Source organism: Rhizobium moroccans (assembly GCF_057559155.1).
On the sequence record NZ_JBHFJG010000004.1, the window covers coordinates 37109 to 59756 of the forward strand.

The 22648-nt window shown below is 61.8% G+C and carries 11 protein-coding genes; 4 read left to right on the forward strand and 7 right to left on the reverse strand.

Annotation, left to right across the window (positions count from 1 at the left end):
- Nucleotides 1-66: 66 nt before the first annotated feature.
- Both ACE04I_RS03440 and ACE04I_RS03445 read right to left on the reverse strand, forming a co-directional pair.
- Nucleotides 67-1527 (reverse strand): oligosaccharide flippase family protein, encoded by a 1461-nt coding sequence (locus tag ACE04I_RS03440; RefSeq protein WP_046794990.1) that lies wholly within the window; start codon nucleotides 1525-1527, stop codon nucleotides 67-69.
- A gap of 147 nt (nucleotides 1528-1674) precedes the next feature.
- A complete protein-coding gene (locus ACE04I_RS03445; RefSeq protein ID WP_137326531.1) occupies nucleotides 1675-8223 on the reverse strand; it encodes a type I polyketide synthase in 6549 nt (2182 codons plus the stop codon).
- 311 nt (nucleotides 8224-8534) lie between these two features.
- On the opposite strand from ACE04I_RS03445, the gene ACE04I_RS03450 reads away from it, so the two are divergent.
- Together ACE04I_RS03450 and ACE04I_RS03455 are read left to right on the forward strand one after the other, a co-directional pair.
- Nucleotides 8535-13154, forward strand: a complete 4620-nt coding sequence (locus ACE04I_RS03450) for a MupA/Atu3671 family FMN-dependent luciferase-like monooxygenase (protein ID WP_046795118.1) — start codon at nucleotides 8535-8537, stop codon at nucleotides 13152-13154.
- A gap of 6 nt (nucleotides 13155-13160) precedes the next feature.
- Entirely contained in the window at nucleotides 13161-13811 is a 651-nt protein-coding gene (locus ACE04I_RS03455) for a 4'-phosphopantetheinyl transferase family protein (RefSeq protein WP_052760414.1), read from the forward strand.
- A 16-nt stretch (nucleotides 13812-13827) separates the two neighbouring features.
- On the opposite strand, the gene ACE04I_RS03460 is transcribed toward ACE04I_RS03455, so the two are convergent.
- Entirely contained in the window at nucleotides 13828-14622 is a 795-nt protein-coding gene (locus ACE04I_RS03460) for a WecB/TagA/CpsF family glycosyltransferase (protein WP_046794992.1), read from the reverse strand.
- A 317-nt stretch (nucleotides 14623-14939) separates the two neighbouring features.
- Between ACE04I_RS03460 and ACE04I_RS03465 the strand changes: the two genes are divergently transcribed.
- The gene (locus ACE04I_RS03465) at nucleotides 14940-16112 is read left to right on the forward strand and encodes a glycosyltransferase family 2 protein (RefSeq protein ID WP_348625762.1); all 1173 of its coding nucleotides are present in this window, start codon (nucleotides 14940-14942) and stop codon (nucleotides 16110-16112) included.
- A 7-nt stretch (nucleotides 16113-16119) separates the two neighbouring features.
- On the opposite strand, the gene ACE04I_RS03470 is transcribed toward ACE04I_RS03465, so the two are convergent.
- The gene (locus ACE04I_RS03470; RefSeq protein ID WP_046794994.1) at nucleotides 16120-17724 is read right to left on the reverse strand and encodes a GMC family oxidoreductase; all 1605 of its coding nucleotides are present in this window, start codon (nucleotides 17722-17724) and stop codon (nucleotides 16120-16122) included.
- Between the two features lie 342 nt (nucleotides 17725-18066).
- On the opposite strand from ACE04I_RS03470, the gene ACE04I_RS03475 reads away from it, so the two are divergent.
- A complete protein-coding gene (locus ACE04I_RS03475) occupies nucleotides 18067-19506 on the forward strand; it encodes an exopolysaccharide biosynthesis polyprenyl glycosylphosphotransferase (RefSeq protein WP_052760416.1) in 1440 nt (479 codons plus the stop codon).
- A 30-nt stretch (nucleotides 19507-19536) separates the two neighbouring features.
- Here ACE04I_RS03475 and ACE04I_RS03480 read toward each other — a convergent pair whose 3' ends face one another.
- The 3 genes from ACE04I_RS03480 to ACE04I_RS03490 are packed head-to-tail and all read right to left on the reverse strand — an operon-like array spanning nucleotide 19537 to nucleotide 22621.
- On the reverse strand, nucleotides 19537-20757 hold the full coding sequence (locus tag ACE04I_RS03480; RefSeq protein ID WP_046794995.1) for a type III PLP-dependent enzyme domain-containing protein: 1221 nt from the start codon (nucleotides 20755-20757) through the stop codon (nucleotides 19537-19539).
- Nucleotides 20757-20993 (reverse strand): phosphopantetheine-binding protein, encoded by a 237-nt coding sequence (locus ACE04I_RS03485; RefSeq protein ID WP_245282095.1) that lies wholly within the window; start codon nucleotides 20991-20993, stop codon nucleotides 20757-20759. Before ACE04I_RS03485 ends, ACE04I_RS03480 begins: the two co-directional genes overlap by 1 nt.
- Nucleotides 20990-22621 carry an AMP-binding protein gene (locus ACE04I_RS03490; protein WP_046794997.1) on the reverse strand — a complete coding sequence of 544 codons (1632 nt, stop codon included), beginning with the start codon at nucleotides 22619-22621 and terminating at the stop codon, nucleotides 20990-20992. The genes ACE04I_RS03485 and ACE04I_RS03490 overlap by 4 nt, the downstream gene beginning before the upstream one ends.
- Between the last annotated feature and the right edge of the window lie 27 nt (nucleotides 22622-22648).

Here is a 22648-nt window from a genome sequence, read left to right on the forward strand (position 1 = left end):
TAGGAGAAGCTTACTACTTTCGGGGTAGGAAACCACAATTGAGAGCCCGCACCGATTGCATCGTCATCAGAATATCCTGCCGAAATGCTCGAAAACGATCGTGGCGATCCAGCCGGCGGCATAACCGGCGGGCCAGGCAAGTAGCACGGTGATCTCATAGAACGGGTTGTTCAGCCGATGGCGTCTGTTGAAATGGAAGATCACCGGCAGCGTCGGCAAGGCGTGCAGGGCGATCGCCCACAGGGCGCCGGAAAATCCGAATGCATAATAGGCGAGCGGAACACAGACGAAGACCGAAACCGCGCGGATGAAATTCAGAACGCTCTGGTTCCGAGGCTCGTCTATGGCCAGGTATACGGCCGACATGACGCCGAACCGTGTGACCAGTAGGCTGAAGGACAGTATTTCGATGATCGAGGCGGCGTTCAGGTAGCGATCGTCATAAAGCAGATCGATGATGACCTTGCCGGCGGCGTAGACGGCGCCGGCGCTGCCGATGAATACGAGATCGAACGGCAGCCGCACTTTTTGGTAGACGCTGCTCAAGTGTTCCGGCCGCTCGCGGGCAACCTTGCTGAGGGCCGGCATCGCCACGCTCGAGAACAAACGGCCGCCCGCCCCCTCCAGCATGGCGATCAGGTTGAACGCGAGAATGTAGAGACCGAGCATGGCCGGGCTCGTCCATCCCGCAAGCAGGATGCGGTCGCCGTTCGCGGCAATGACGGTCAGGATCGAGGACAGCATGATCCACCGGCCGAACCGGATGAGATCGTTGACGGCGGTCTTGTCCCAGCGCAGCCGGTTGCCGGCACCGGGAAGCCAGACATGGCTTAGGATCGTCGTCGCAGCGGAAGAGACCAGCGTGGAGAAGACGAAGGACCAGATCGAGCCGGTGTACCAGGCAAGCATAACCGCAACGGCGAGGCTTATGACCTGGGCCACGATCTCGATGACCGTGATCCTGCCGAGATCGAGGTGCCGATAGGCCGAAATCAGCTTCGTCGATTGCAGTCCCATAAGAACGGTCGAAAAACATGTCCCAATAATCACTGCCGGAAGTTCGGGAACGGTATAAACCGAGCCGGGAGGGAACCACCCTCGCCCGGCTCCCTGCCCGATGCAGACGGCAATGAGCACGCAAACGAGCCAGATGAAGCATCCATGGATAATCTGGAGCGTCCACGCCGTATCGAGATAGGATCGGCTATCCCCCATCCGGCTCTGGATCGCTGCGGGCCGCAAGCCGAGATCGGAAAGCATCGCCACGGAGACCTGCACCATGGTCGCAATGGCCATGATGCCGAACATTTCCGGGATCAAGAGCCGTGTCAGGATAAGGCTGCTGGCGATCCGCAGCACCTGCACGACGACATAGCCGACCATCGACCAGCCGGCGGCCCGCATGATGAGACCGCGGAACCCGCCCCCTTGCACCTGGGCCGGCATTTCGGCATTTGGAACCGCCGCCTCGCCTTCCGCAGCAGGAGGCTTCCGTTTCCAATCGGGAGAAGTCAGCGCTTCGGCCACTGCGGAACTCCTGCTTTCACGAGGTGCGTGTTCCAGCCCCGCCTCGAAATCGGAGACGTGGCGATCTGAAAGGCAACCTCGCCATCATGGGAGGACAGACGGCTTGGCAAAATATTCCTGCGGTGGTCGAAACCTTGTGTCGTCACGTCATGCGAGCTCGGCCGCCCTTGGGGAGACGGCAATTTGCGGGTGAGAAAGCGTTCCTTCGGCTTCACTCTGATGCCTTGCCCGGCTGCCAACGTCGGACGCGGCAATGACAGCGCGCATGCGCTCCGCAAGAACGCGGGCATAGGGATCGATCACCATGCTGTCGTGGTCGCCCGGCACTTCGTGAACCGAGAGATTTGCGACATGTTCGGCCCAGCCATTGTCCGCCAGGAGAATGTTCCGGCTTTCCTGCAGGCAACGCCCGCCGCTCAAGCGATAGAAGACCGCCGGCTTCGGCCGAAAGAGCGTTACCGTTCCGGCATAGGGCCGCACCTGATATTGCTGGGCGGCGCGCCTGAATGCCACCTCGATCTTCTCGTTGTTGAACTGCTCCGACGAGCCCGATTTGTGTTCGGCTTCCTGCCTGCTGCGGTTCTCGGCCTGGTGGCGGTTGCGGTCGCGCAGATATTTGCCGAAATAGTTGGCTTTGTGTCGCCGTATATCCTGCCATTTCATGGAAAGGCGGTCGCCGAAGGACAAAGGAGGCTGACGTGGTTGCGGGGTATCGAGCATTACGACCTGCGCCACCTCCTCTCCCGCCTCGACAAGCTGCCGGGCCATTTCGTAAGCGGTGATCCCGCCTCCCGAATATCCGGCGAGCAAATAAGGCCCGTGCGGCTGCACGGTCCGGATCTCGGCGATGTAGTCGGCGGCCATTTCCTCGAAACTGGCATGCGGCTCGTGATCTCCGTAGAGCCCGCGCGCCTGCAGCCCATAGACCGGCCGATCCGCTCCGATCGATATCGCCAGATGGCGGAGATTGAGCACGTTGCCGAACATGCCGGCGCAGATGAAGAGCGGCGTTGCCGCGGTATTCTTGCCGGGCTTCATGAGCACCAGGTGCATCGGCTTCGGCGCCTCTGCATCCGGCTTTGGCTGGGAACCTTCGCCTTCGAGAACATCCGGAAGCTCGGCCATGATCCGCTCCGCGCATTGCGCAATCGTCGGCGCATCGAACAGGGTCGATATCGGCAGATCGAGCCCGTATTGCTTCTTGATCATCCGGAAAAGTCGGACGGCTATCAGCGAATGCCCGCCCATGTCGAAGAAACCATCATGAATGCCGACCTTGCCGATGCCGAGGAGCTCCCGCCAATAACCGGCGAGCACCTCTTCCACCGGATTGCGCGGGGCGACGAACTCGTTTTCCAGCTCCGGCCGTTCGAATTCCTCACCCGCCGGGGCCGCGGTTTCTGGCGAGACGGAGACCCAATCTTTCAGCAGGTCGAGATCGATCGAGCTGACGATCGGCTGAGGCTCGGATGTGCCGAGAGCCCGCACCAGCGCCTCGAACCCTTCCAGGGGCAGGATGCCGTTGCGCAATTGCGCGCCGAGCTTCAGCATTGCCGGCGAAGGGGCCGTCCGCCTTGTCGTCTGACTTGCGGGCGTATTCGTGTCCCCGGCAGTTCCGAGCACGAGATCGTTTTCGAGACGCCGCATGACGAAGCCCGGGGCTTCGAAGAGCACCTGACCGCTCCGGTCCGTGATGGTCACATCAAAGGCGGCATAGCCTTCACCGAAATCGCTGCTGTCCGCGAGGCGGACCACACTGACGATTTCCGCCGGAAGCGGCTCGTAGAGGAACACCCGGCCATAGGTCGCCGGCGCCCAAAGCGAGGCGTCGGGATCGTAGTCTTCGGCCAGTTGCATGGCAAAGCCGGTGGCAATGTCGAGCAGGCCCGGATGCAGCAGGACACCCGACGCGAGATCGCGAGTGAACTCCGGATTGAGGCGCAATTCGGCCATGGCCTCGCCGGCTCTCACCGCCATGGAGCGCAGCACACCCCAGCGGGGGCCGAAACGGATATGCTTTTCCTGAACCGCCCGAAGAGCGCCGTTCCCCTCAGCCACCTGCTTCTTCTCATAGCAGGAAAGAAGCGTGGCGGTGTCGATCGGCTCCGGTTGTTCCCCCGCCAGAGGCTTCAGCATGGCTTCCGCATGTTTCGTGAAAGCCATGCTTTCACCATCCGGATCGCCGGCAAGCAGCGTCACCCGGTAGTATTCGCCTTCGGGTTCAAGGCGAAGGCGTAGCGCCTTGGCCTCACCATTCTTGAAGGCCATCGGCTTCAGGAAGACGAGGTCGCTCACCTCCAACCGGAAGGATAGCCCATATTCGCGAACCGCCTGCGCAATGAGTTCGAGATAGCCGGTGCCGGGCATCACAGCCTGGCCGGAGACCAGCCTATGCTCGTTCAGCATCCACTCGGTCTCGGGGCTGACGATTGCTTCCAGCCAGGGGATGCCCGCCTCGTCCTCCTTCCAGTGCTGGAAGAAGGGGCCGATGGCTTGTCCCTCGACAGACTTCAGCCAAGCCGCACTCTGCGGCGCCCCCAGCGCCCGAGCGGCGAGACCGACCTCGTTCCAGATGCCCCAGTGAAGCGCGACCGTCCTGCGATCGGATCGCTGAGAACAACTTTGCGCATAGGCATTCAGATAGGCGTTCGCCGCAACATAATCGACCTGGCCGGCACGCACGACATCCGTGCTGGTGGAGGAGAAGAGGACGAGGAAATCGAGCGCCACATCCTTCAAGGCTGCATCCAGCACGGCCGTGCCGAGCACCTTGGGCGTCATCACATGATCGATGCTTTCCCGCGTTTTCGTCTGGATCAGGCCATCATCGACCGCGCCCGCGGCGTGAAAGACGCCGTTGATCTCCCCGAACCGGGAAAGCGTTTCGGCCACGGCACGGTCCATCTGTTCGGAATTGCCGGCATCGCCGTTGAGGTAGAGCACCTCGGCTCCATTTTCCTCCAGCATGAGGATGGCGGAGATCGCGCGGCGAATGCCATCACGGCCGTGGGTGCGGCTGTAGAAATCCCACTCTTCGCGCGGCGGCAGGGCCGTGCGGCCGACAAGAGCTATCCTTGCCCGGAATCGGCGTGCGAGTTCGCCGCCAAGCGCCAGTGCGATATCGCTGAGCCCGCCGATCAAAAGATAGACCCCGTTTTGACGGAGCTTCACATCCTCGTCGGTAATCTCGTTGAGAGCGAGGCGCTGATGGACCTGCGTCCAGCGCCGCCCGTTGCGGAAGGCGATGACTTCGGAGATCGGGGCCGCATTCAGGTCTTCCCAAAGCTGCTCGTGAAGCGGCGCGCTACCCGGAGCGTCTTCCGTGCCGCGCCGCTTGATCCCCCGCAGGGAAAACCCTTTCTTCCGCTCGCTGCTTCGGTGCGGCAGATCGATATCGATCAGCTTCACGGTCGCGCCGGCCATCTCCTTGGGTAATACGAGGCCAGGCCCCAGCACCGTCGCCTTCTCCGGATAGGGCAGCGCTTCTCCCGCGACCTGCTGCATCCCGTTGGAGACGATCGTGACGTGGATGTCGGCGGCGCTGCCCGCATCGCCGAGCGCCTGCGCGAGATGCAACATGCTGTCGAAACCGCATTCCTGGTTTCGGTGGAAGAAGTTCGAACCAGGCCTGAAGATCTCGTCCTGCGTCAGAAGCCACATATGCACGATGCGTGTCGGCAGGCCGCCATCGGCGAGAAGCCCCGCGATCAACGCATCGTATCCGGCACGCCCGAATTCGGGGCAGAGCACGTATTCCTCCGCGCTGCGGCGGATGAAAGCGTCACCCAACGATACCGTCACAACGCGATGGCCGCAGGCTTTGAGGCGCGCCGCCAATTGCTGTCCGATGCCGGCCTCATCGAGGAAGAAGAGCCAGGATTGCGGCTCCCTCTCCGCACCCGCCTCGTAGCCCGCAAGCGTCTGTTTCCAGGCGGGACAATATCCCCAGCGCGCGATGTCAGGCTCCTTGGCCAAGGTCCGCTCGCGATCGTTGCGCCTGTCGCCGATTGTGAACGGCTCGATGAAATAGCGGCGATGCTGGAAGGGATAGGTCGGCAGCCTCACCTTTTTCGGCGAGCGCGCCCGCCAGAGCCGATCGATATCGACCTCGAGACCCAGCGAATGGGCGCGCCCTACCGCCGAGAGGAAGTAGAGCCGGTCGTCGCCCGCCTCATCCGGATGCGGCAGGCTGTTGATGACCTGGTTGCCGGGGATTGCCCCTTGCGCCTTTGCAAGCGACGACAATACCCGCCCCGGGCCCACCTCGATATAGATGCGCCCGGGATCAGCGAAAAGCGTCGCCATTCCGTCCGAGAAATGCACGGTGGAACGAAGGTGACCGACCCAGTACATCGGATCGGTCGCCTCTTCGGCACTGAGCGACAAGCCCGTACGATTCGATAGGATCGGTATTGCCGGAGCGCGAAGAGGAATGCTGCGGAGAAAAGCCTCGAATGCCTTGAGGATCGGATCGACCAGCCGCGAATGGGCGGCAATGTCGATAGGAACACGGGTCGCGTCGATACCCTTTTCGGAAAGAAGCTTTCGGAAAGCCTCGAGATCCTCGTTGAGGCCCGAGACGACACAGAGCGAGGGCGCGTTGACGGATGCGATATCGAGAGACCGAGGCAGAAGCTCCAGAAGCGCCTTATGATCCAATGGCACGCTGAGCATCCCGCCGGGGCGAACCGTTTCGAACAGCTTGCCGCGCAGATGCACGAGGTTCACCGCATCCTTGAACGACATCACGCCCGCGAGGCAGGCAGCGGCATTCTCGCCCATGGAATGGCCGATAAGAGCCTTCGGCTTCACGCCCCAGACGATCCAGAGCCGCGCCAGCGCAATCTCGGTGATGAGAATGGCGGGAAGCTGAAGAGAGGGACGCAGAAACGCCTTCTGGGCGGCCGCCCCACCCTCACCCAGCCAGGTCGAGCGGATTTCCCGAGCGGCATCGGGCGGCAAATAGGAAAGGCCTTCCTCGATACTCGCGCGGAAACCGTCGTCTTCCGCATGAAGCCGCTTGGCCATTCCCACATATTGAACACCGCCTCCCGGAAAGAGGAAGACCGCACCGGAATTCTCTGGGACGGCTGTATGGACATATCCCCGGCTCGCCGCATTCGAAAGGGCCTCGGCGGCATCCTCGCGCCCGCGGACGGCAAGCACCATGCGATGTTCGAAATGCTTGCGGCCGTGCTGCAGCGTATAGCCGATGTCGGCAAGCGAGAGCCCCGGTTGATCGGCAATCGTCGAAGCGAGCTGACCGGAGGCCTGGTCCAGTGCCTTGCGCTGCCGCGCCGAAAGGAAGAGCAACATAGGATCGTCATCCGTTCCGGCGGCCGCCCCGTCTACGGCAATATCCGGCAGATAGCGGGAAGGCGCCTGTTCGATGATGGCATGCGCATTGGTCCCGCCGACCCCGAGCGAGTTCACCGCCGCCCGACGAGGACCGGCGACATGCGGCCATTTCGTCAGCTTTCCGGCAACTCGAAAGGGGCTCTTCTCGAAATCGATCGCCGGATTCGGGCGTTCGAAGCCGAGCGTCGGCGGTATCTCCCCATGGCCGATGGCAAGCGCAGCCTTGATGAGGCCGACGACGCCGGCGGCGGTATCCAGATGGCCGATATTGGACTTGACCGATCCCACATGGCAGAATCCGCTCCGGTCCGTGCTCTGCCGGAAAGCTGCGGTCAGAGCCTCGATCTCGATCGGATCGCCCAGGAACGTGCCGGTCCCGTGGCACTCCACATATTGGATCGTGTCGGCGGCGACGCCGGCGAGCCCTTGAGCCTCGATGATCGCTTCTGCCTGACCGCTGACGCTCGGCGCCAGATAGCCGGCCTTGCTGTTGCCGTCGTTGTTGACTGCAGTACCCTTGATGACCGCATGAATGACATCGCCGTCGCGCAGGGCGTCCGAGAGCCGCCGCAAGGCGACCACGCCGACACCGCTGCCGAAGACCGTTCCGGCTGCCCGATGATCGAAAGTCCGACAATGCCCATCCGGCGAGAGTATCTCTCCTTCTTGGAACATGTAGCCGCGCCGGTGCGGGAACTCGATGGTGACCCCACCCGCAAGCGCCATGTCGCACTCGCCCGAAAGCAGGCTTTGGCAGGCATAGTGCACCGCCACCAGCGAGGTGGAGCAGGCTGTCTGGACGTTCACGCTCGGCCCGCGCAGGTCGAACGTGAAGGAGGCCCGTGTCGCCAGGAAATCCTTGTCGTTGCCGGTATGGCGCAGCAGGAACATGCCGACCTGATCGACAAGGTTCCGGTTGCTGCAGACATTGAAATAGAAATAGCTTCCCATGCCGCAACCGGCAAAAACGCCGACCGGCCCGGAATGGGTGTGAGGCAGCCGGCCGGCGTCTTCCATGGCCTCCCAGGCGCATTCCAGGAAATGCCTGTGCTGGGGGTCCATGATCGCAGCTTCTTTCGGGTTGAGCCCGAAGAATTCCGCATCGAACATTTCCATATCGGGGAGTTCCGCGCTGCGAGGCACGTAATTCGGATGGTGGATGCGCTCGGGGTCCTCGCCTTCGGCCAGCAGCTCTTCCGGCGAAAACGTGCGGATGGATTCCACACCGTCGCGAAGGTTTTTCCAGAATTCCTCGAGGTTTCGGGCACCCGGCACCCGCAATGCCATGCCTACAATGGCGATATCGCTCGCGCAGACCTGGTTCGACCCTTCAAGCATCAATTCCGCCCCAGTCTGAAGTGAAACTTCGACCAGGACATCATGCTGGATGAGCCATGGGCATCGTTCCGCTTCCCCCACTGATCCTGCCGCCAGAATTCGCGGCACCTTCAATGTGCTGTCAGCGCCGAGGCAATCGCAATTACTCCTTTCGGAGCCGTCATCATCCGTTCGGCGGGGGCATTGGCCCTGCCCGCGCTTCAGGCTTAGGCGCAATCATCCCCATGGGTGATCCAGCGCATGTTGATCTTCACAGTGCCCCCAGTTTCTATCGAAGTGCCTGGAAATAACGAGGAATGGGGACGACTTTCATGGGCGAGCTGAAGTGTGTTCTGATCGGGGGCGGGCTGCTGCTCGTCCAATGCGCGGAAATTCTGAAGGCACGCGGGCACGGTATTCAGGCCGTCGTCACCTCGAATGGTCCGGTGAAGAACTGGGCCTCGGCTCTGGGCGTTCCGGTCGTCGCACAGGACGGCGATTATGCCGCGGAGCTGACCCGGCATGACTATGATTGGCTCTTCAGCATCGCCAATCTCAGGATCGTTCCCCAGGCAGCCTGGCGGCATGCCCGCCTCGGCGCGGTCAATTTCCACGACGGCCTACTGCCCGCAATCGCTGGCCTCAACACGCCGGCATGGGCGATTCTCGAAGGCCGGGATCGGCATGGGGTGACATGGCACGCGATCAACGACGGGATCGACGAGGGCGACATCTATGCCCAGCAGGATTTCGAAATCAGCCCGGACGAGACCGCGCTCACGCTCAACACGAAATGCTTCGAGGCCGGCATGGCGACTTTCTCCGCTCTGCTGGATGATATCGAACGCGGCGCGCTGCGGCCGCGGCGGCAGGACTTTTCCGCGAGAACCTATTACGAGCGCCTGAAGCGCCCGGAGGCTGCCGGCACGCTCGATTTCACCCGTCCTGCGGCCGAGCTTTCCCGTCTCGTGCGCGGCCTGGACTTTGGCGCCACCTATCTCAACCCGCTCGCTACGGCCAAGGTGCGGTTCGGCGCGAATGTCTTCACCGTCACCAGCTTGCGCATTCTCGATGGAGAACTGAGGAGCGATCCCGGCCTTGTCCTGTCGGTCGGCGCCGATGGTTTGACAGTCGGAACCGCCGACAAGCCGGTCCTTCTCGAAGCCGTGCTGAAGAACAATGGGGCGGAGGTCCTGCTCTCCTCCGTCCTGCACGCAGGCGACCGCTTGCCGATCCTCAACGAGGTGAAGCGGATTTCCCTGTCCGAGGCCCTCGCGACCATTACGCCGAATGAGGCATTCTTTCGCCGCAAGCTGGAGAATGCAGCCGACATTTCCCTTCTCTACGTCAAGGGCCGGGAGGCAAGTGCTGCTCCGGATATCGCGGCGATTCCGCTTTCCCTTGCCGAAGGCTTTACGCGGCAGGAGCGGATTGTGCTCGTCACCGCCTTTCTCATGCGCCTTTCGGGAGAGGCTGCATTCGATATCGCCTATGCAAGCGATGGTCTTGCGGATTTCTGTGCCCGCCATCCCGGCTATTTCGCCGAATCCCTGCCGCTTCACGTAGATCCCGCGAAACATGCTTCGGTCGATGACCTGATCGCGGCGATCAGTCAATCTTTGAAAGACCTGGACGAGCGGCAAACCTATCCGCTCGATCTCATTGAACGCTATCCGGGCCTCCATGCGCCGCAACTGACGGTCGGCATCGTGGACACGAAAAATCCGGCAAACGCGGATGCCCTGCCGGGCTGTGCCCTCACATTCCGGCTCGGCGAAACGAAAGCCGACTTGCTCTACGACCGCACGCGTATCGATGAAGCACAAGCGAGGGATTTGGCGGCAAGATTCACCGTGCTTGCGGCAGCCTTCGAAAAGCGATCCACTCCGCTTCATGAGCTGCCGTTGATGTCGGACACCGAGCGCGGCAAAGTCCTCTACGACTGGAACCGCACGGAACGGGAATATGACAGGCTCTCCTGCGTCCACGAACTCATCGAACGGCAGGTAGACCTGACCCCCGATGCCGAAGCGCTCGCCTTCCATGGCCACTCCCTCACCTATCGCCAGATGGACGAGCGCGCCAACCGCATCGCCCAGGCGCTTCGCGCGGAGGGCGTGGGGCCGGATACGACGGTCGGGCTCTACCTTCCGCGATCGCTCGATCTGGTCGTCGGCGCGCTCGCCATCATGAAGGCGGGCGGCGCCTATATCCCGCTCGATCCGCATTTTCCGGCAGACCGCCTCGCCTTCATGATCAAGGACAGCAAGGCAAGGCTGGTGCTGACGGAACGGCGTATGGCAAGCGCTGCGACACTGGCGGGCACCAACTTCCTGTGCATCGAGGATATCCTGAAAGGCGCACCGTCGGCGGACCGCCCATCGAGCGGCGTCGCACCCGATAATCTCGCCTATGTCATATACACGTCGGGTTCCACAGGACTGCCGAAAGGCGTCATGATCGAGCACCGCAATGTCGTGAACTTCTTCTCCGGCATGGACGAACGCGTCCCGCTCGATACCGATCGGCGCAATGTCTGGCTGGCGGTAACCAGCCTCTCCTTCGACATTTCCGTGCTCGAACTTTTCTGGACGCTGGCGCGCGGCTTCAAGGTCGTCATCCACTCCTCGGAAGTGCTCGAAGCCAAGGCGAAGGGCACATCTTCCGCGGGCGGAGGCACAAACCTTGATTTCGGCCTCTTCTATTGGGGTAACGATGGCGGCGCAGGCGCGGAAAAATACCGCCTGCTGATCGAGGGCGCGAAATTTGCGGATGCGAACGACTTCGACGCCATCTGGACGCCCGAACGTCATTTCCACGCTTTCGGCGGCCCCTATCCCAATCCGGCGGTCACCGGGGCCGCGATCGCCGCGGTTACGAAAAATCTTTCGATCCGCGCCGGCAGCTGCGTCCTGCCGCTTCACCACCCTGCGCGCGTGGCCGAGGAATGGGCCGTCATCGACAACCTGAGCAACGGGCGAGTGGCGCTCGCCTTCGCCTCGGGCTGGATGCCGGAGGATTTCGTGCTGCGCCCGGAAAACGCACCACCGAAGAACAAGGCAGGCCTCATCCGCGACATCGAAACGGTCCGCAAACTATGGCGCGGCGAACACGTCGACTTCGATTTCGGCGCCGGCACTGTCAGCGTCCTCACCCAGCCCCGTCCGGTTCAGAAGGAACTGCCCGTCTGGCTGACCACCGCTGGCAATCCCGAGAGCTATCGTGAAGCGGCAAGAGTGGGCGCCAATGTGCTGACCCACCTGCTGGGGCAGTCGGTCGAGGAGCTTGCCGAAAAGATCGCGATCTACAGGCAGACCTTGGCCGAAACCGGCCGCAACCCCGCCGACCACAAAGTCACGCTGATGCTGCACACCCTTCTCGGCGCGGACCGAGAGGAGGTTCGCGATCTCGCACGTGAGCCGATGAAGGAATACCTGCGCAGCGCGGCTGCGCTCATCAAGCAATATGCCTGGGCTTTCCCGGCCTTCAAGAAGCCGCAAGGCATCTCCCAGCCGATGGATATCGATCTCCAGTCGCTCTCACCGGAAGAGATGGACGCAATCCTGGAATTCGCCTTCCTGCGCTATTTCGAGGATAGCGGCCTGTTCGGCACCATCGAGGATGCCATGGCGCGGCTCGATCAGGTCAAGGCCGCCGGCGTCGACGAAATCGCCTGCCTGATCGATTTCGGATTGCCCGACCGCATCGTGCTGGAACGGCTCGAACTGTTGGCCGACGTGGTTCGGTTGAACCGCGGCCCGGCAGGTGACGAACCGGCGGAAAGCTTCGCGGACGAAATCCGCAAGCATGCCGTCACCCATCTGCAATGCACGCCCTCCATGGCACGAATGTTCATGATGGTGGACGAGGATCGCGCGGCACTTGCCCATATCCGGCACCTGTTCCTGGGTGGCGAGGCGCTGCAGGGGTCCCAGCTTGCCGCGTTGAGAACGGTGACGGACGCAACGATCGAGAACATGTATGGCCCGACGGAGACGACCATCTGGTCCTCGACATTCGCCGCCACGTCCTCGACCGGGATCGTTCCGATCGGCCGGCCGATCGCCAATACCCAGCTCTACGTGCTCGACGGCGCCTTGAACCCCGTACCGCCCGGAGAAATCGGAGAGCTCTATATCGGCGGCGAAGGCGTGGCGCGCGGCTACTTCAATCGCGAACAGCTCACGAGCGAGCGCTTCCTGCCCAACCCGTTTGCCGGAGGCCGGATCTATCGTACCGGCGATCTCGCCCGCTTCGAGCAGAACGGCATCCTGCATTTCCTCGGCCGGACGGACCATCAGGTCAAGATACGCGGCTACCGTATCGAGCTTGGGGAGATCGAGGCCCGGATCGGCTCCTTCGCCGGCATCCGCGAGGTGGTGGTGGTCGCCCGCAAGGATGCGCCGGGAGATCCACGCTTGGTTGCCTATATCCGGACGGACGGCACGCCCGTCAGCGAGCAGGCTCTGCGCGCGCATATCGCCGAGGCTCTGCCGGATGCCATGGTGCCCTCGTATTTCGTGACGATGGAAGCTTTCCCGCTGACACCGAATGCCAAGGTGGATCGCAATCGGCTGCCCGCGCCGGCCGAAAAGACGCAGCCGGCGGCAATCACCCTCACCGAGCCCGCCAACAGCCTCCAGCAGGAGATCGGCGACGTGTTCAGCCGAGCGCTCGGACTGGACCGGGTCGGCATTTTCGACAACTTCTTCTCGCTCGGTGGTCACTCGCTCCTGGCGGTCCAGATTCACCGCGAGATAAAGACGAAGCTCGCGCCGGACCTGACGATAACCGATATCTTCCGTTTCCCGACGGTCGCTCTGCTTGCCGATCATATCTCCGGCAAGGGCAAGGCGGATGCTCAATTGGAAAGGGCTGCGGAGCGGGCTGCAATGCGGCGGAGCGCGCTGGAGCGGCGGCCGGTGCTGGTCCGCGCGGAAACCAAGGTCTAGCCGGCCATGCTGCTTGCGAACCTGTTCGATCCCTGGGTGGCGGTGAGCGAGGCGGCTCTCCCCCGAAGCATCGGCATGCTCTATCCGGAAGAGCGGGCGGCGATCGCCGGTGCGGTCTATCGCCGGCGCCTGGAATTTTCCGCCGGGCGTGCTTGCGCCAGGCAGGCCATGGATGCGCTCGGCCTGCCGGCTGCGGCAATCCCGGTCAGCACCGACAGGACGCCGATCTGGCCGGAGGGCGTCATCGGAAGCATCAGCCATTCGACCAAAAAATGCGCTGCCGCCGTTGCTCTCCATTCGGACGGAATAACGGCGATCGGGCTCGATATCGAAGAGGCCTCACCCCTGGAAGAGGAATTCTCGGAGGAGATATGCACGACCGGCGAGCGCGACTGGCTCGCCTCTCGACCTGTCGGAGAGCGGGGTCTGCTGCTGAAGGCGATCTTCTGCGCCAAGGAAAGTGCCTATAAATGTCAGTACACGCTTACGAGAACGATCTTCGACTTCGACGTGTTGCGGATCGAAATGAACCTGCCGGAGGGCCAATTCTCGGCATATTTCGAGGCGGATGTTCTACCGTTCAAACGCGGTGACCGGCTGAATGGCAGGATAAGGTTCTTCGGGGATCACATCGCTGCCGGCGCGATGCTCCGCTGACCAGACTTCGGCACTGCTATCCGATCCGCTGTCTGCGGCCGAAGAGTTCGTGCGAGAAAAGCCGGGCCAGGGGGAGAACCGCATAGACATATCGCCGCCAGAGTCTCTTCGGGTCGGATGCGAGCCTGTGCAGCCACTCTAGCCCGGAATGGCGCATCCAGATCGGAGCCCGCTTCTTGGCGCCGACGAGGAATTCCAGCGATGCGCCGATGCAGAGGCCAATTCCTTTTGCATCGGGCCGGAGCGATAGTTCATAAGCGATCTTTTCCGATTGAGGAGACCCGATCGCGATGAAGACAAACCGGGCTTCGGCGGCGGCTGCGAATTCCACACAGGCCCGCAAGGCCTCGGTATTATGTAACACCCCCTGAGGCGGCAGGTGCGCGCGAAATCTCACTTTCGGATAAGCGACTCGGAGGTCGCGGACGATGCCGTCACTGGCCGCGATGAGGGTAACCGGATCGCCGTCGCGTAGGATCGTTCTGAAAATGCGGGCAGTGAGATCGGAACCGGTGACCACAGGTAACCGGAAGCGAAGTAGCCAGGCCAAGCCCGAAATCGGGCGGCTGTCGCAAAGCGATAGCCAGGCTCGGCTGTAATAATGCCGGATTTCGTTATTGCCCTGCAGGCGAACGACATGATCGACATTCGGCGTGACGACGTAGCGGAACGGCATCTGCGGCTCCGCCTGACGCAGGAGCGCAAGAACAGCATCGGCCGTGAGGCAATCGAACGGCGCGTCCATGAAATGCCGCCGGCCCTCACGGTCGAGAGAATCCAGGTTCGGTGACGGAACATCGATGACAGCCATGTACCCTGCCTCCGCTTCTGCACAACGCTTCCGCACGGCAGCCGTCGGGGACGAGCACCGTTTCACTAAAACATTGCTTTGATTGGCTTTATTCTAGTGAGATCACGTATGGCGCCTCAATTCTCCGGCGCATATCAAAAGGGTGTAGCAGGACGCTGCCTCTCCTCGACCGGTTCAAAAAGGATGAGCCGCCGATCACTCGAACGGCGTAGCGCAGCTAGCTAAGAAAGCTGCATCCTTCGACTATGATGACCGCATGGGAAATCTCAGCCCGAAAGCGATCCGGGATGCTGCATTACATTCTAAGTTCCACGGCTATGCTGCTGTCGGTCACATTGTTCATTCCGACCGCCATTTTTGCCGCGGAGTGTATCGCGGGGAGTTTTAGTAAGCGTAATCAAACAAACTCCACAGTTCATCACCGGCCGGCAGCCGCGATCCTCGTGCCCGCTCACAACGAAGAACTGAATATCACTGATACCGTGCTCGATATTCAGAGCCGGATGCGGGAAGGCGATCGGCTCATTGTGATTGCGGACAACTGCACGGATTACACCGCCGCTCTTGCCCGCAGCGCCGGCGCCGAGGTCGTCGAGCGCGACGATATGATGCGCCGCGGCAAGGGATATGCTCTGGATGCCGGCATGAATTATCTTGCGGCAACGCCAGCGGAAGTCGTGGTCATCGTCGATGCCGACTGCCGGCTGCAGCCCGATGCTCTCGACCACCTCGTTTCCATGGCTCACGCAACCGGCAAGCCGATCCAATCGCGTTATCTGCTGACCGCCCCTCCCGGCGCTAGGCCTGGTCTTGCGGTGTCGGAATTCGCCGTCCTCCTCAAGAACCGGATCAGGCTTCACGGATTGTCGATGCTCGGACTTCCAGCGCAACTGACCGGCTCTGGTATGGCATTTCCCTGGCAGGTCCTGCGGAAGGCGGAGCTGGCCAGCGGGAACCTGGTGGAGGACATGAAGCTCGGGCTGGACCTCGCACGCGCCGGCCACGAACCTCGCTACTGCGATGCGGCGGTGGTCACCAGCGAATTCCCCTGCACGAAGAAGGGGCTGGAAACGCAGGCTTCCCGCTGGGAAGCAGGCCGTTTCGCGCTCGTGAAGCCCCTGCTTTCGGCCCTCCTCGACCCCGATACCTTCCGCAGGCCGAACTATTTTTTCCTGGTTCTGGATGCCCTCGTCCCGCCCGTGACGCTGCTGGCCGCCCTTCTTCTACTGTCGCTGGCCCCGGCAGTCCTGCTTGCGGCAATTGGCGGCGCGACTTTGCCTCTCCTGATCTCGGCCGTCAGCCTCATGATGTTCAGCGCCGCCTTGATGATCGCGTGGTGGATTTGGGGAAGGGATGTGCTCCCCTTGAATGCGCTCGGCAAGCTACCGGGTTTTGCGCTGACGAAGCTGAAGCTCTATCCACGCCAGGTCATCGCAGCCCGAAATGCGACCTGGGTCAGGACCGACCGCGAGAGGTCTCCCGGCGCTTGAGGCACAGTCACGAACAGGACGTCGGGCACGATGCCGCTGCCGAAATCGCGCCGGTTCTCGGTCCGCTCTTGATGGCGGTGAGCTCGGCACCGATATGGGCTCCCACCCGCAGGGCGTTGGCAGCGATCGTCAGGCTGGGATTGACGCCGCCGCTCGTGGGGAAGAAAGAAGCATCCACGACGTAGAGGTTCTGCAGATCATGGGCGCGGTTGTTGGCATCCAGAACCGCGGTTGCGGGATCGGAGCCGAAGCGGCATGTACCGCAGGGATGGCCGTAGTTCAGGTTGATGTCGCTGTTCAGTACCACCAGCTTGTGCCGCTCGAAAGCCCGCCGGTAAAGGCGCCGGAATGCCCGGATCCGTTCGCGCAGCTCTTCATGAACCGTATATTCGAAGTAGATCGCGCCGGGCTCCTGAACATTGGGGCGCACACGGTTTTCCGGATAGGGCAGATCCTCCATGATAGAAGCGAATATCGTCGCCTTGCCGAAGATCAGGGCGCCGATCATTGCCGGCGCGCGCATGAAGGGCATGAGCGGCTTGAACCAGTGCCAGCCGCGGCGGTCGATCACGGATTTCAGGAAATGCAGGACATTGCTGGTCGTCGCGGTCAGCCCGGTCGATTGAATGACGCCGAATCTGGAACCCTCATGCTCATAAAAATCGCGCAGGCCAATCGACTTTCCGGGCTCCGACACGCGCGTCCGCCCCCTGGGCCAAACGGCAAAGAAATCGGAAATATGGAACATCAGATTGCGCCCCACGAGATCGGAGGAATTGGCGAGCCCTTTCGGCCAGAACCCGTTTGCGGAATTGAGAAGCAGCAACGGCGTAGACAGGGCTCCGGCAGCCAGGACATATAGCTTCGCCGCCACCGAAAACGTCTCTCCGTCCCTCCGGCATGAGAGTGCCCTGACTGCCTTGTCGTCGGCCTCGACGCGCTCCACGACGCATCGATCGAGGATCATCGCGTTTCCGGTTGCCAGCGCAGGCTCGATGAAGGCGCTGCGGGCATCCTGCTTGCAGGCCTTGTGGCAGACGATGCCGCCGCACTGGTCGCATCCATCCACATAGCGGCAGGCCGTATGGACCCGGTACGGATGCATGCCGTTCGACCGGGTGGAGTGGAAGAAATGCTGGTCGCAAGCGGTCATCGCGGGTGGATCGATCAGTTCAGCGAGCGGCTCGAGCGGATCCTGGCTGCCTCTCACCTGCAGTAGTCTCTCCGCCATGCGGTAATAGGGATCGAGGCTCTCGTAGCCGATCGGCCAAGCCGGCTCGCCTTGACTGTCGATGATGTCGAAGTCGCTTGGCGAGAAGCGTTCGAGCGCCGCCGCATAGAGAAGAGTCGATCCGCCGGCGCCGCATCCGAGTGCGGGAAAGAAGCGTACCGGACGGGCATCCACCATGCCGGAGATCTGCTGCGGCCAGCGCCCGTTTTTCAGGCGAGCCTCCTGATCGAACGTGTCGGGATCGTCCTCGAGATCCTGCGAAAAACTGGAGAGACCCTTTTCTATGAAAAGCACCCGATGCCCGGCCTTTGCCAACGAGTAACCGAGCGCCGCACCGCCCATGCCGGCGCCGACTATGGCGACGTCCCACTCGAACTCCATATACGCCTCCCTTGCAGGATAGAGGCTTCAGAGCCTTGGTGTTGCCCTCTCTTCGGACGACCCGGCCCCTTGATCGTCTTTGGAACAGTCGTGACCCGACTTGGACGATCTGAAGGATTTCACCTGAACGTGGTTATAAAAAACATTGCAATTTGTGTCCACTTATCACGATTTAAAACTAAATACCGATCACCCTATAAGCCGTTTAGCTCCAACCTCCGGAAAAAGAACGTCGGAGACAAAGGTTTATCCCAAAACTATACTTCCTAAGGTGTAGCTCGGATACGTTGTTTCCGCTTCGTAGACAATGGTACTTCTATTCCCGTTAAGGGATTGTTTACGATGTTGACGCCGATCGAGCCCAAAAACGAAGTGCTCCATTCCCTGCCTGAACAGGTGCCGCAGCGCGGAGGCCTCGACTATGGCGTCATCCCCTATGTCGCCGCCGCCGTCGATTTTCTTTATCTCCTCGGAGCAAGCGCGATCGGCTTCACAGGCTACGATTACCTCGTCTTCCGGTCCACTCCGGACCCTTCCCTCTTCATCGGCACCGGGCTTGTCCTGTCGATGATCTTCGTGCTCGCCATGCACAGCAGCCAGGCCTACAGCCCGGAAAGCATCCAGCTTCGCAGGCAGCAGATCGGCCTGATATGCGTGCTGATCCCGAGTGTGCTGGCCTTTCTTCTGACCGTCATCTTCTTCCTGAAGATCGGCACGATGTTCTCGCGAGGAGCAACCCTGGTGACGGCCGCCGTTTCCATCGCCGGCCTCATCTGCACACGCTATTTCTGGCATTGGTACCTGCCCTCGGCAGCCACCTCCGCCTCCTTCCGCTTGAAGCGCGTGCTGCTGATCTGCCCCGCGGATTTTTCGGCCGAGCAATGGCAGATCGGCGCCAAGGCAAGCGGCATGACTGTCGCCCAGATCCTGCGCCTTTCCGAGGACAACCTGCTGGCGGCAGATTCCATCGAGAGATTGAAGCGGGGTCTCGCCGAGCATCTGGACGAGGTCTTCATCATATGGCGCGATCCGAACGTCGCCGATCTGGAACTCTATCTCGGCGAACTCAGGCGCTCCGCCTTGCCCGTGAACGTCACTTTCGATGGCGTCGTGGGCCGCCTCACCAGCGCCCCTTCCCGCAAAATCGGGGGGATGACGGCATTCCAGACGCAGCGCCCGCCGCTGAATTTCTACGAGCGCGGCACGAAGCGCATATTCGACATCGTCTTTTCGCTTACGTCACTTCTGGTCCTGCTGCCGCTGCTGGCCGCCGTCGCCATCGCCATCAAGCTGGAAAGCAAGGGGCCGGTTCTGTTCAGGCAATACCGCAAGGGATATGGCGGCCGTCCCTTCCGCATTCTGAAGTTCCGCAGCATGACCGTCATGGAGGACGGCGGCGACATCCGCCAGGCCACCCGGAACGACCCGCGCGTGACGCGGCTCGGAAAGGTGCTCCGCGCCTCCAGCATCGATGAACTGCCGCAGCTATGGAATGTTCTTCGCGGGGAAATGTCGATCGTCGGTCCTCGTCCCCATGCGCTCGCCCATGACGATCTCTACGATGCCCAGATCGTCAAATACGCCTTCCGGCGGCACGTGAAGCCGGGGCTCACCGGATGGGCGCAGATCAACAATTGCCGCGGGGAAACGCCGAACATCGAGAAGATGGAAGAACGCGTGTTCCACGATCTCTGGTATATCAACAACTGGTCCTTCTGGCTGGACATGAAGATCATCGCGCGAACGACGGTCCAGGTCTGCCACTCCGGCAAGGCCTATTGAGCGCCCGTGAACTCTGAAAGGGGTCAACCATCAAAACCGGGTGACGTCCCGCATCCCCGAAGCCTCGATCAGGATTTCCCGCGGTGGCGTATGACTGATGAAGTGGATGGGGCTTGCCGTCAGGCCGTAGGCGCCGCTGTTGTGAACGGCGATCAGATCGCCCTCCTCCAGCCGCGGAAGCTCGACGCCGATGGCCAGCCTGTCGATGGACGTGCAGAGTGGGCCCACCAGATTAACCTTCTCGGTCTCCCCCTGCCCTCCGACCTTGTGCATCGAATAGTTTCTGTGCATCACCATTCCGAAATGGCCGGATGCCGGCAAGTGATTGTTCATTCCGCCATCGCAGACGCCGATCTTCACACCGCGGGACTCCTTGATGGAGACGACGCGCGTCAGAAAATACCCGGCTTCGCCGACGAGATACCGCCCCAGTTCCAGGATCAGGCGCGTATCGGTGAATTGCGGCTCGGCCTTGAGGGCGTCGAGCTCGGCTGCGATACCGTCTGCAACAACCGCAAGATCGAGCGGGCTGTCACCATCATGATAGGGAATGCCGAGGCCGGAACCGAAAACCAGTTTCGCCGGGCGCGGGATATAGCGGCCGCAAACCTCCCGGAAGATAGTGAGGAAATTCCGGTAATTCTCGCAGATCGCCTCCGGCTTCAGGCATTGCGTGCCGGCATAGATATGCAGGCCGGCAATCCGCAGGTTGGGAAGGGCGGCGATCCGAGGCATCTCCCTGGATACGTCCTCCCAATCTATGCCGAAGGGCGAGGGCCTGCCGGCCATCTGGTCGCCAAATCCCTTCGGAACCACTGGAGGTGCGATCCGGACAAGCACATCCTGCACATGCCCTGCGCTGCGCGCCGCCCCGTCGGCCAGATATGCCTCCCGAACCGATTCCAGAATCATTTCACCGATCCCGCCCTCGATCGCTTCATGGATTTCGAAATCGCGCTTCCCAGGTCCTGTAAAGCTGATCTGGCCCGGCTCCCAGCCGGCGGCGATCGCCGTCCTGAACTCGCCGATCGAGGATACATCAAGAAATTCGGCCTGACTTTTCATGAAAGCCAGCAGCGCCGGATTGGGATTGCTCTTTGCGGCAAAGCTCAGCGCGAACCGCCCCTCGAATGCCTCCCGCAGCAGCCTGGAGCGGCTTTCGATCGCTGAGGTGAAGTAGACATATGCGGGTGTCCCAAAGGACGCCGCCGCACTCTGGAGCCAGACATCGAGCGCAGAGGTGTGGTTCATCAGGCGACGGCTTCGGCAAAGCGAAGGATTCGGGCCGGCGTGTCGAAATTCTCGAGCGTCACGTCCTCCGCGTGGATTGCCGTGCCTGTGGTCTCCTCGATGAAGGCAAGCAGGTTCACCATCGAAACCGAATCGAGAAGGCCGGAGGAAAAAAGCTCGCTCTCGCTATCCGCATCGCCGATGCTGAGCGTATCCTTCAGGTACGCGATCAGCTTTCCATGGGTAAGCGCCATCATACATTCTCCCTGATTTCGCTATTTGCAGAACTGATCGATGCGCCGATGCCGAGCGGCCCGCCGCCGGATCGCATCCATTCGCGGCAGAGGCGAACCACGTCCGGCCGCGCGAGTTTTCCGCTCGATGTGCGCGGCATGCTTTCCCGCCAGACATGGAACCGGTGAGGCACCATGTAGGAAGGCATGGCGCGGCGGCAGTAGCGCAGCAGGGCCTCCTCGTCGAAGCTGCCGATGGGCATGGCGGCCACGTGGACGGCCTGCCCGAGGTCCTCGTGATCGACGCCGAACGCCACCGCCTCGGCGACCACGCCGCTGCGGCAGATGAGGTCCTCGATTTCGTCGGGGCTCACGCGGAAACCGCTCGTCTTGATCATCGCGTCGTTGCGGCCGACGAACCAGAGATCTCCATCGGCGTCGATCCTGACGATATCGCCGCTATAGACGACCGGCTCGTCTCCAATCAGGTTCCAGAGTTCCGGACAGGGCCTGATCTTCTGCTCCGTCACCTCCGGCCTGCCCCAGTAGCCGAGGCTCACCAGCGGTCCGCGATGCACGAGTTCACCCTGCTCGCCGGGATGGGCGATGCCCTCGCCAGGCTTGATCACATAGACTTCCGCACCGGGGATCGCCTGACCGATCGCTCCCATCTTGCGCCGGAACTTCTCTGGCGCGAGATAGGTCGATCGGAAGGCCTCGGTCAGCCCGTACATCAGATAGACGTCGACCTCCGGAAAGACGCGCGGAATCTGCTGCAGGATATTGAGCGATATCTTGCCGCCGGAATTGGTGATCCGCCTGAGATCGGGAAAATCCGTCGGTCTTTCCGCAAGCAAGCGCACGATCTGGCTCCAGAGCGGCGGCACTGCCGCAACGCCGGTGATCCGATGCCTCTGCATCGTCTGGATGATTTCGGCCGCCATGGAAACGGCCTGGTGAACCACGGTGCCGCCGACCAGCATCATGGTGGTGAGCTGGTTGAGGCCATAGTCGAAACTGTAGGGCAGCACGCTCAACAGCCGCTCGTCCTCGCGTAGCCCGAGATAGCGCGCCACCGAGCGGGCGCCCGCAACGATGTTGCGATGGGTGAGCATGACCCCCTTCGGCATTCCGGTGGAACCGGACGTGTAGATGATCATCGCAAGCTCGGTATCGAGCCGCGATATCTCGTCGCCGGCCAGTTCATGGGGCAGGTGATCCCAGGCGTCGAACATCGCTTCTGCCGGCAGATTGCCCTTGACGAGCACGCTCTCCACCGTGCCGGGAAGCCTTCGCACGACCAGCGCCTCGGCAGTCCGGGATTCGACGATCATCAGCCGCGCGCCGCAATCGTCGGCAACGTATTCGAGCTGCTCGATCGTCCACTGGGTGTTCACATTGACGATCACCGCGCCGACCTTGGCCACCGCGAACATGGCGGCGACTTCCGCGACGCTTTTGCGCAGATGCACGATCACCCGGTCGCCCGGCCGGATGTCGCGGCCCTGCAGGTAGCCCGCCAGCCGATCCACCTCCGACGCCAGCGCCGCATAGCTCACCGCGCGATGGCCATCGATAACCGCCGGCTTGCCGGGCCGCACGTCGATATTGTCGGCCAGAAGCTGATAGAAGCTTGTCGTCAGTGCGTTCATGAGCGGCTCCTCATCTGCATCGGCGGC

Coding starts and splice junctions, on each gene's coding strand:
- ACE04I_RS03445 (WP_137326531.1), bottom strand. CDS start 8,223: ATGCTTGAAGGGTCGAACCAGGTCTGCGCGAGCGATATCGCCATTGTA.
- ACE04I_RS03450 (WP_046795118.1), top strand. CDS start 8,535: ATGGGCGAGCTGAAGTGTGTTCTGATCGGGGGCGGGCTGCTGCTCGTC.
- ACE04I_RS03455 (WP_052760414.1), top strand. CDS start 13,161: ATGCTGCTTGCGAACCTGTTCGATCCCTGGGTGGCGGTGAGCGAGGCG.
- ACE04I_RS03460 (WP_046794992.1), bottom strand. CDS start 14,622: ATGGCTGTCATCGATGTTCCGTCACCGAACCTGGATTCTCTCGACCGT.
- ACE04I_RS03465 (WP_348625762.1), top strand. CDS start 14,940: ATGCTGCTGTCGGTCACATTGTTCATTCCGACCGCCATTTTTGCCGCG.
- ACE04I_RS03470 (WP_046794994.1), bottom strand. CDS start 17,724: ATGGAGTTCGAGTGGGACGTCGCCATAGTCGGCGCCGGCATGGGCGGT.
- ACE04I_RS03475 (WP_052760416.1), top strand. CDS start 18,067: ATGTTGACGCCGATCGAGCCCAAAAACGAAGTGCTCCATTCCCTGCCT.
- ACE04I_RS03480 (WP_046794995.1), bottom strand. CDS start 20,757: ATGAACCACACCTCTGCGCTCGATGTCTGGCTCCAGAGTGCGGCGGCG.
- ACE04I_RS03485 (WP_245282095.1), bottom strand. CDS start 20,993: ATGATGGCGCTTACCCATGGAAAGCTGATCGCGTACCTGAAGGATACG.
- ACE04I_RS03490 (WP_046794997.1), bottom strand. CDS start 22,621: ATGAACGCACTGACGACAAGCTTCTATCAGCTTCTGGCCGACAATATC.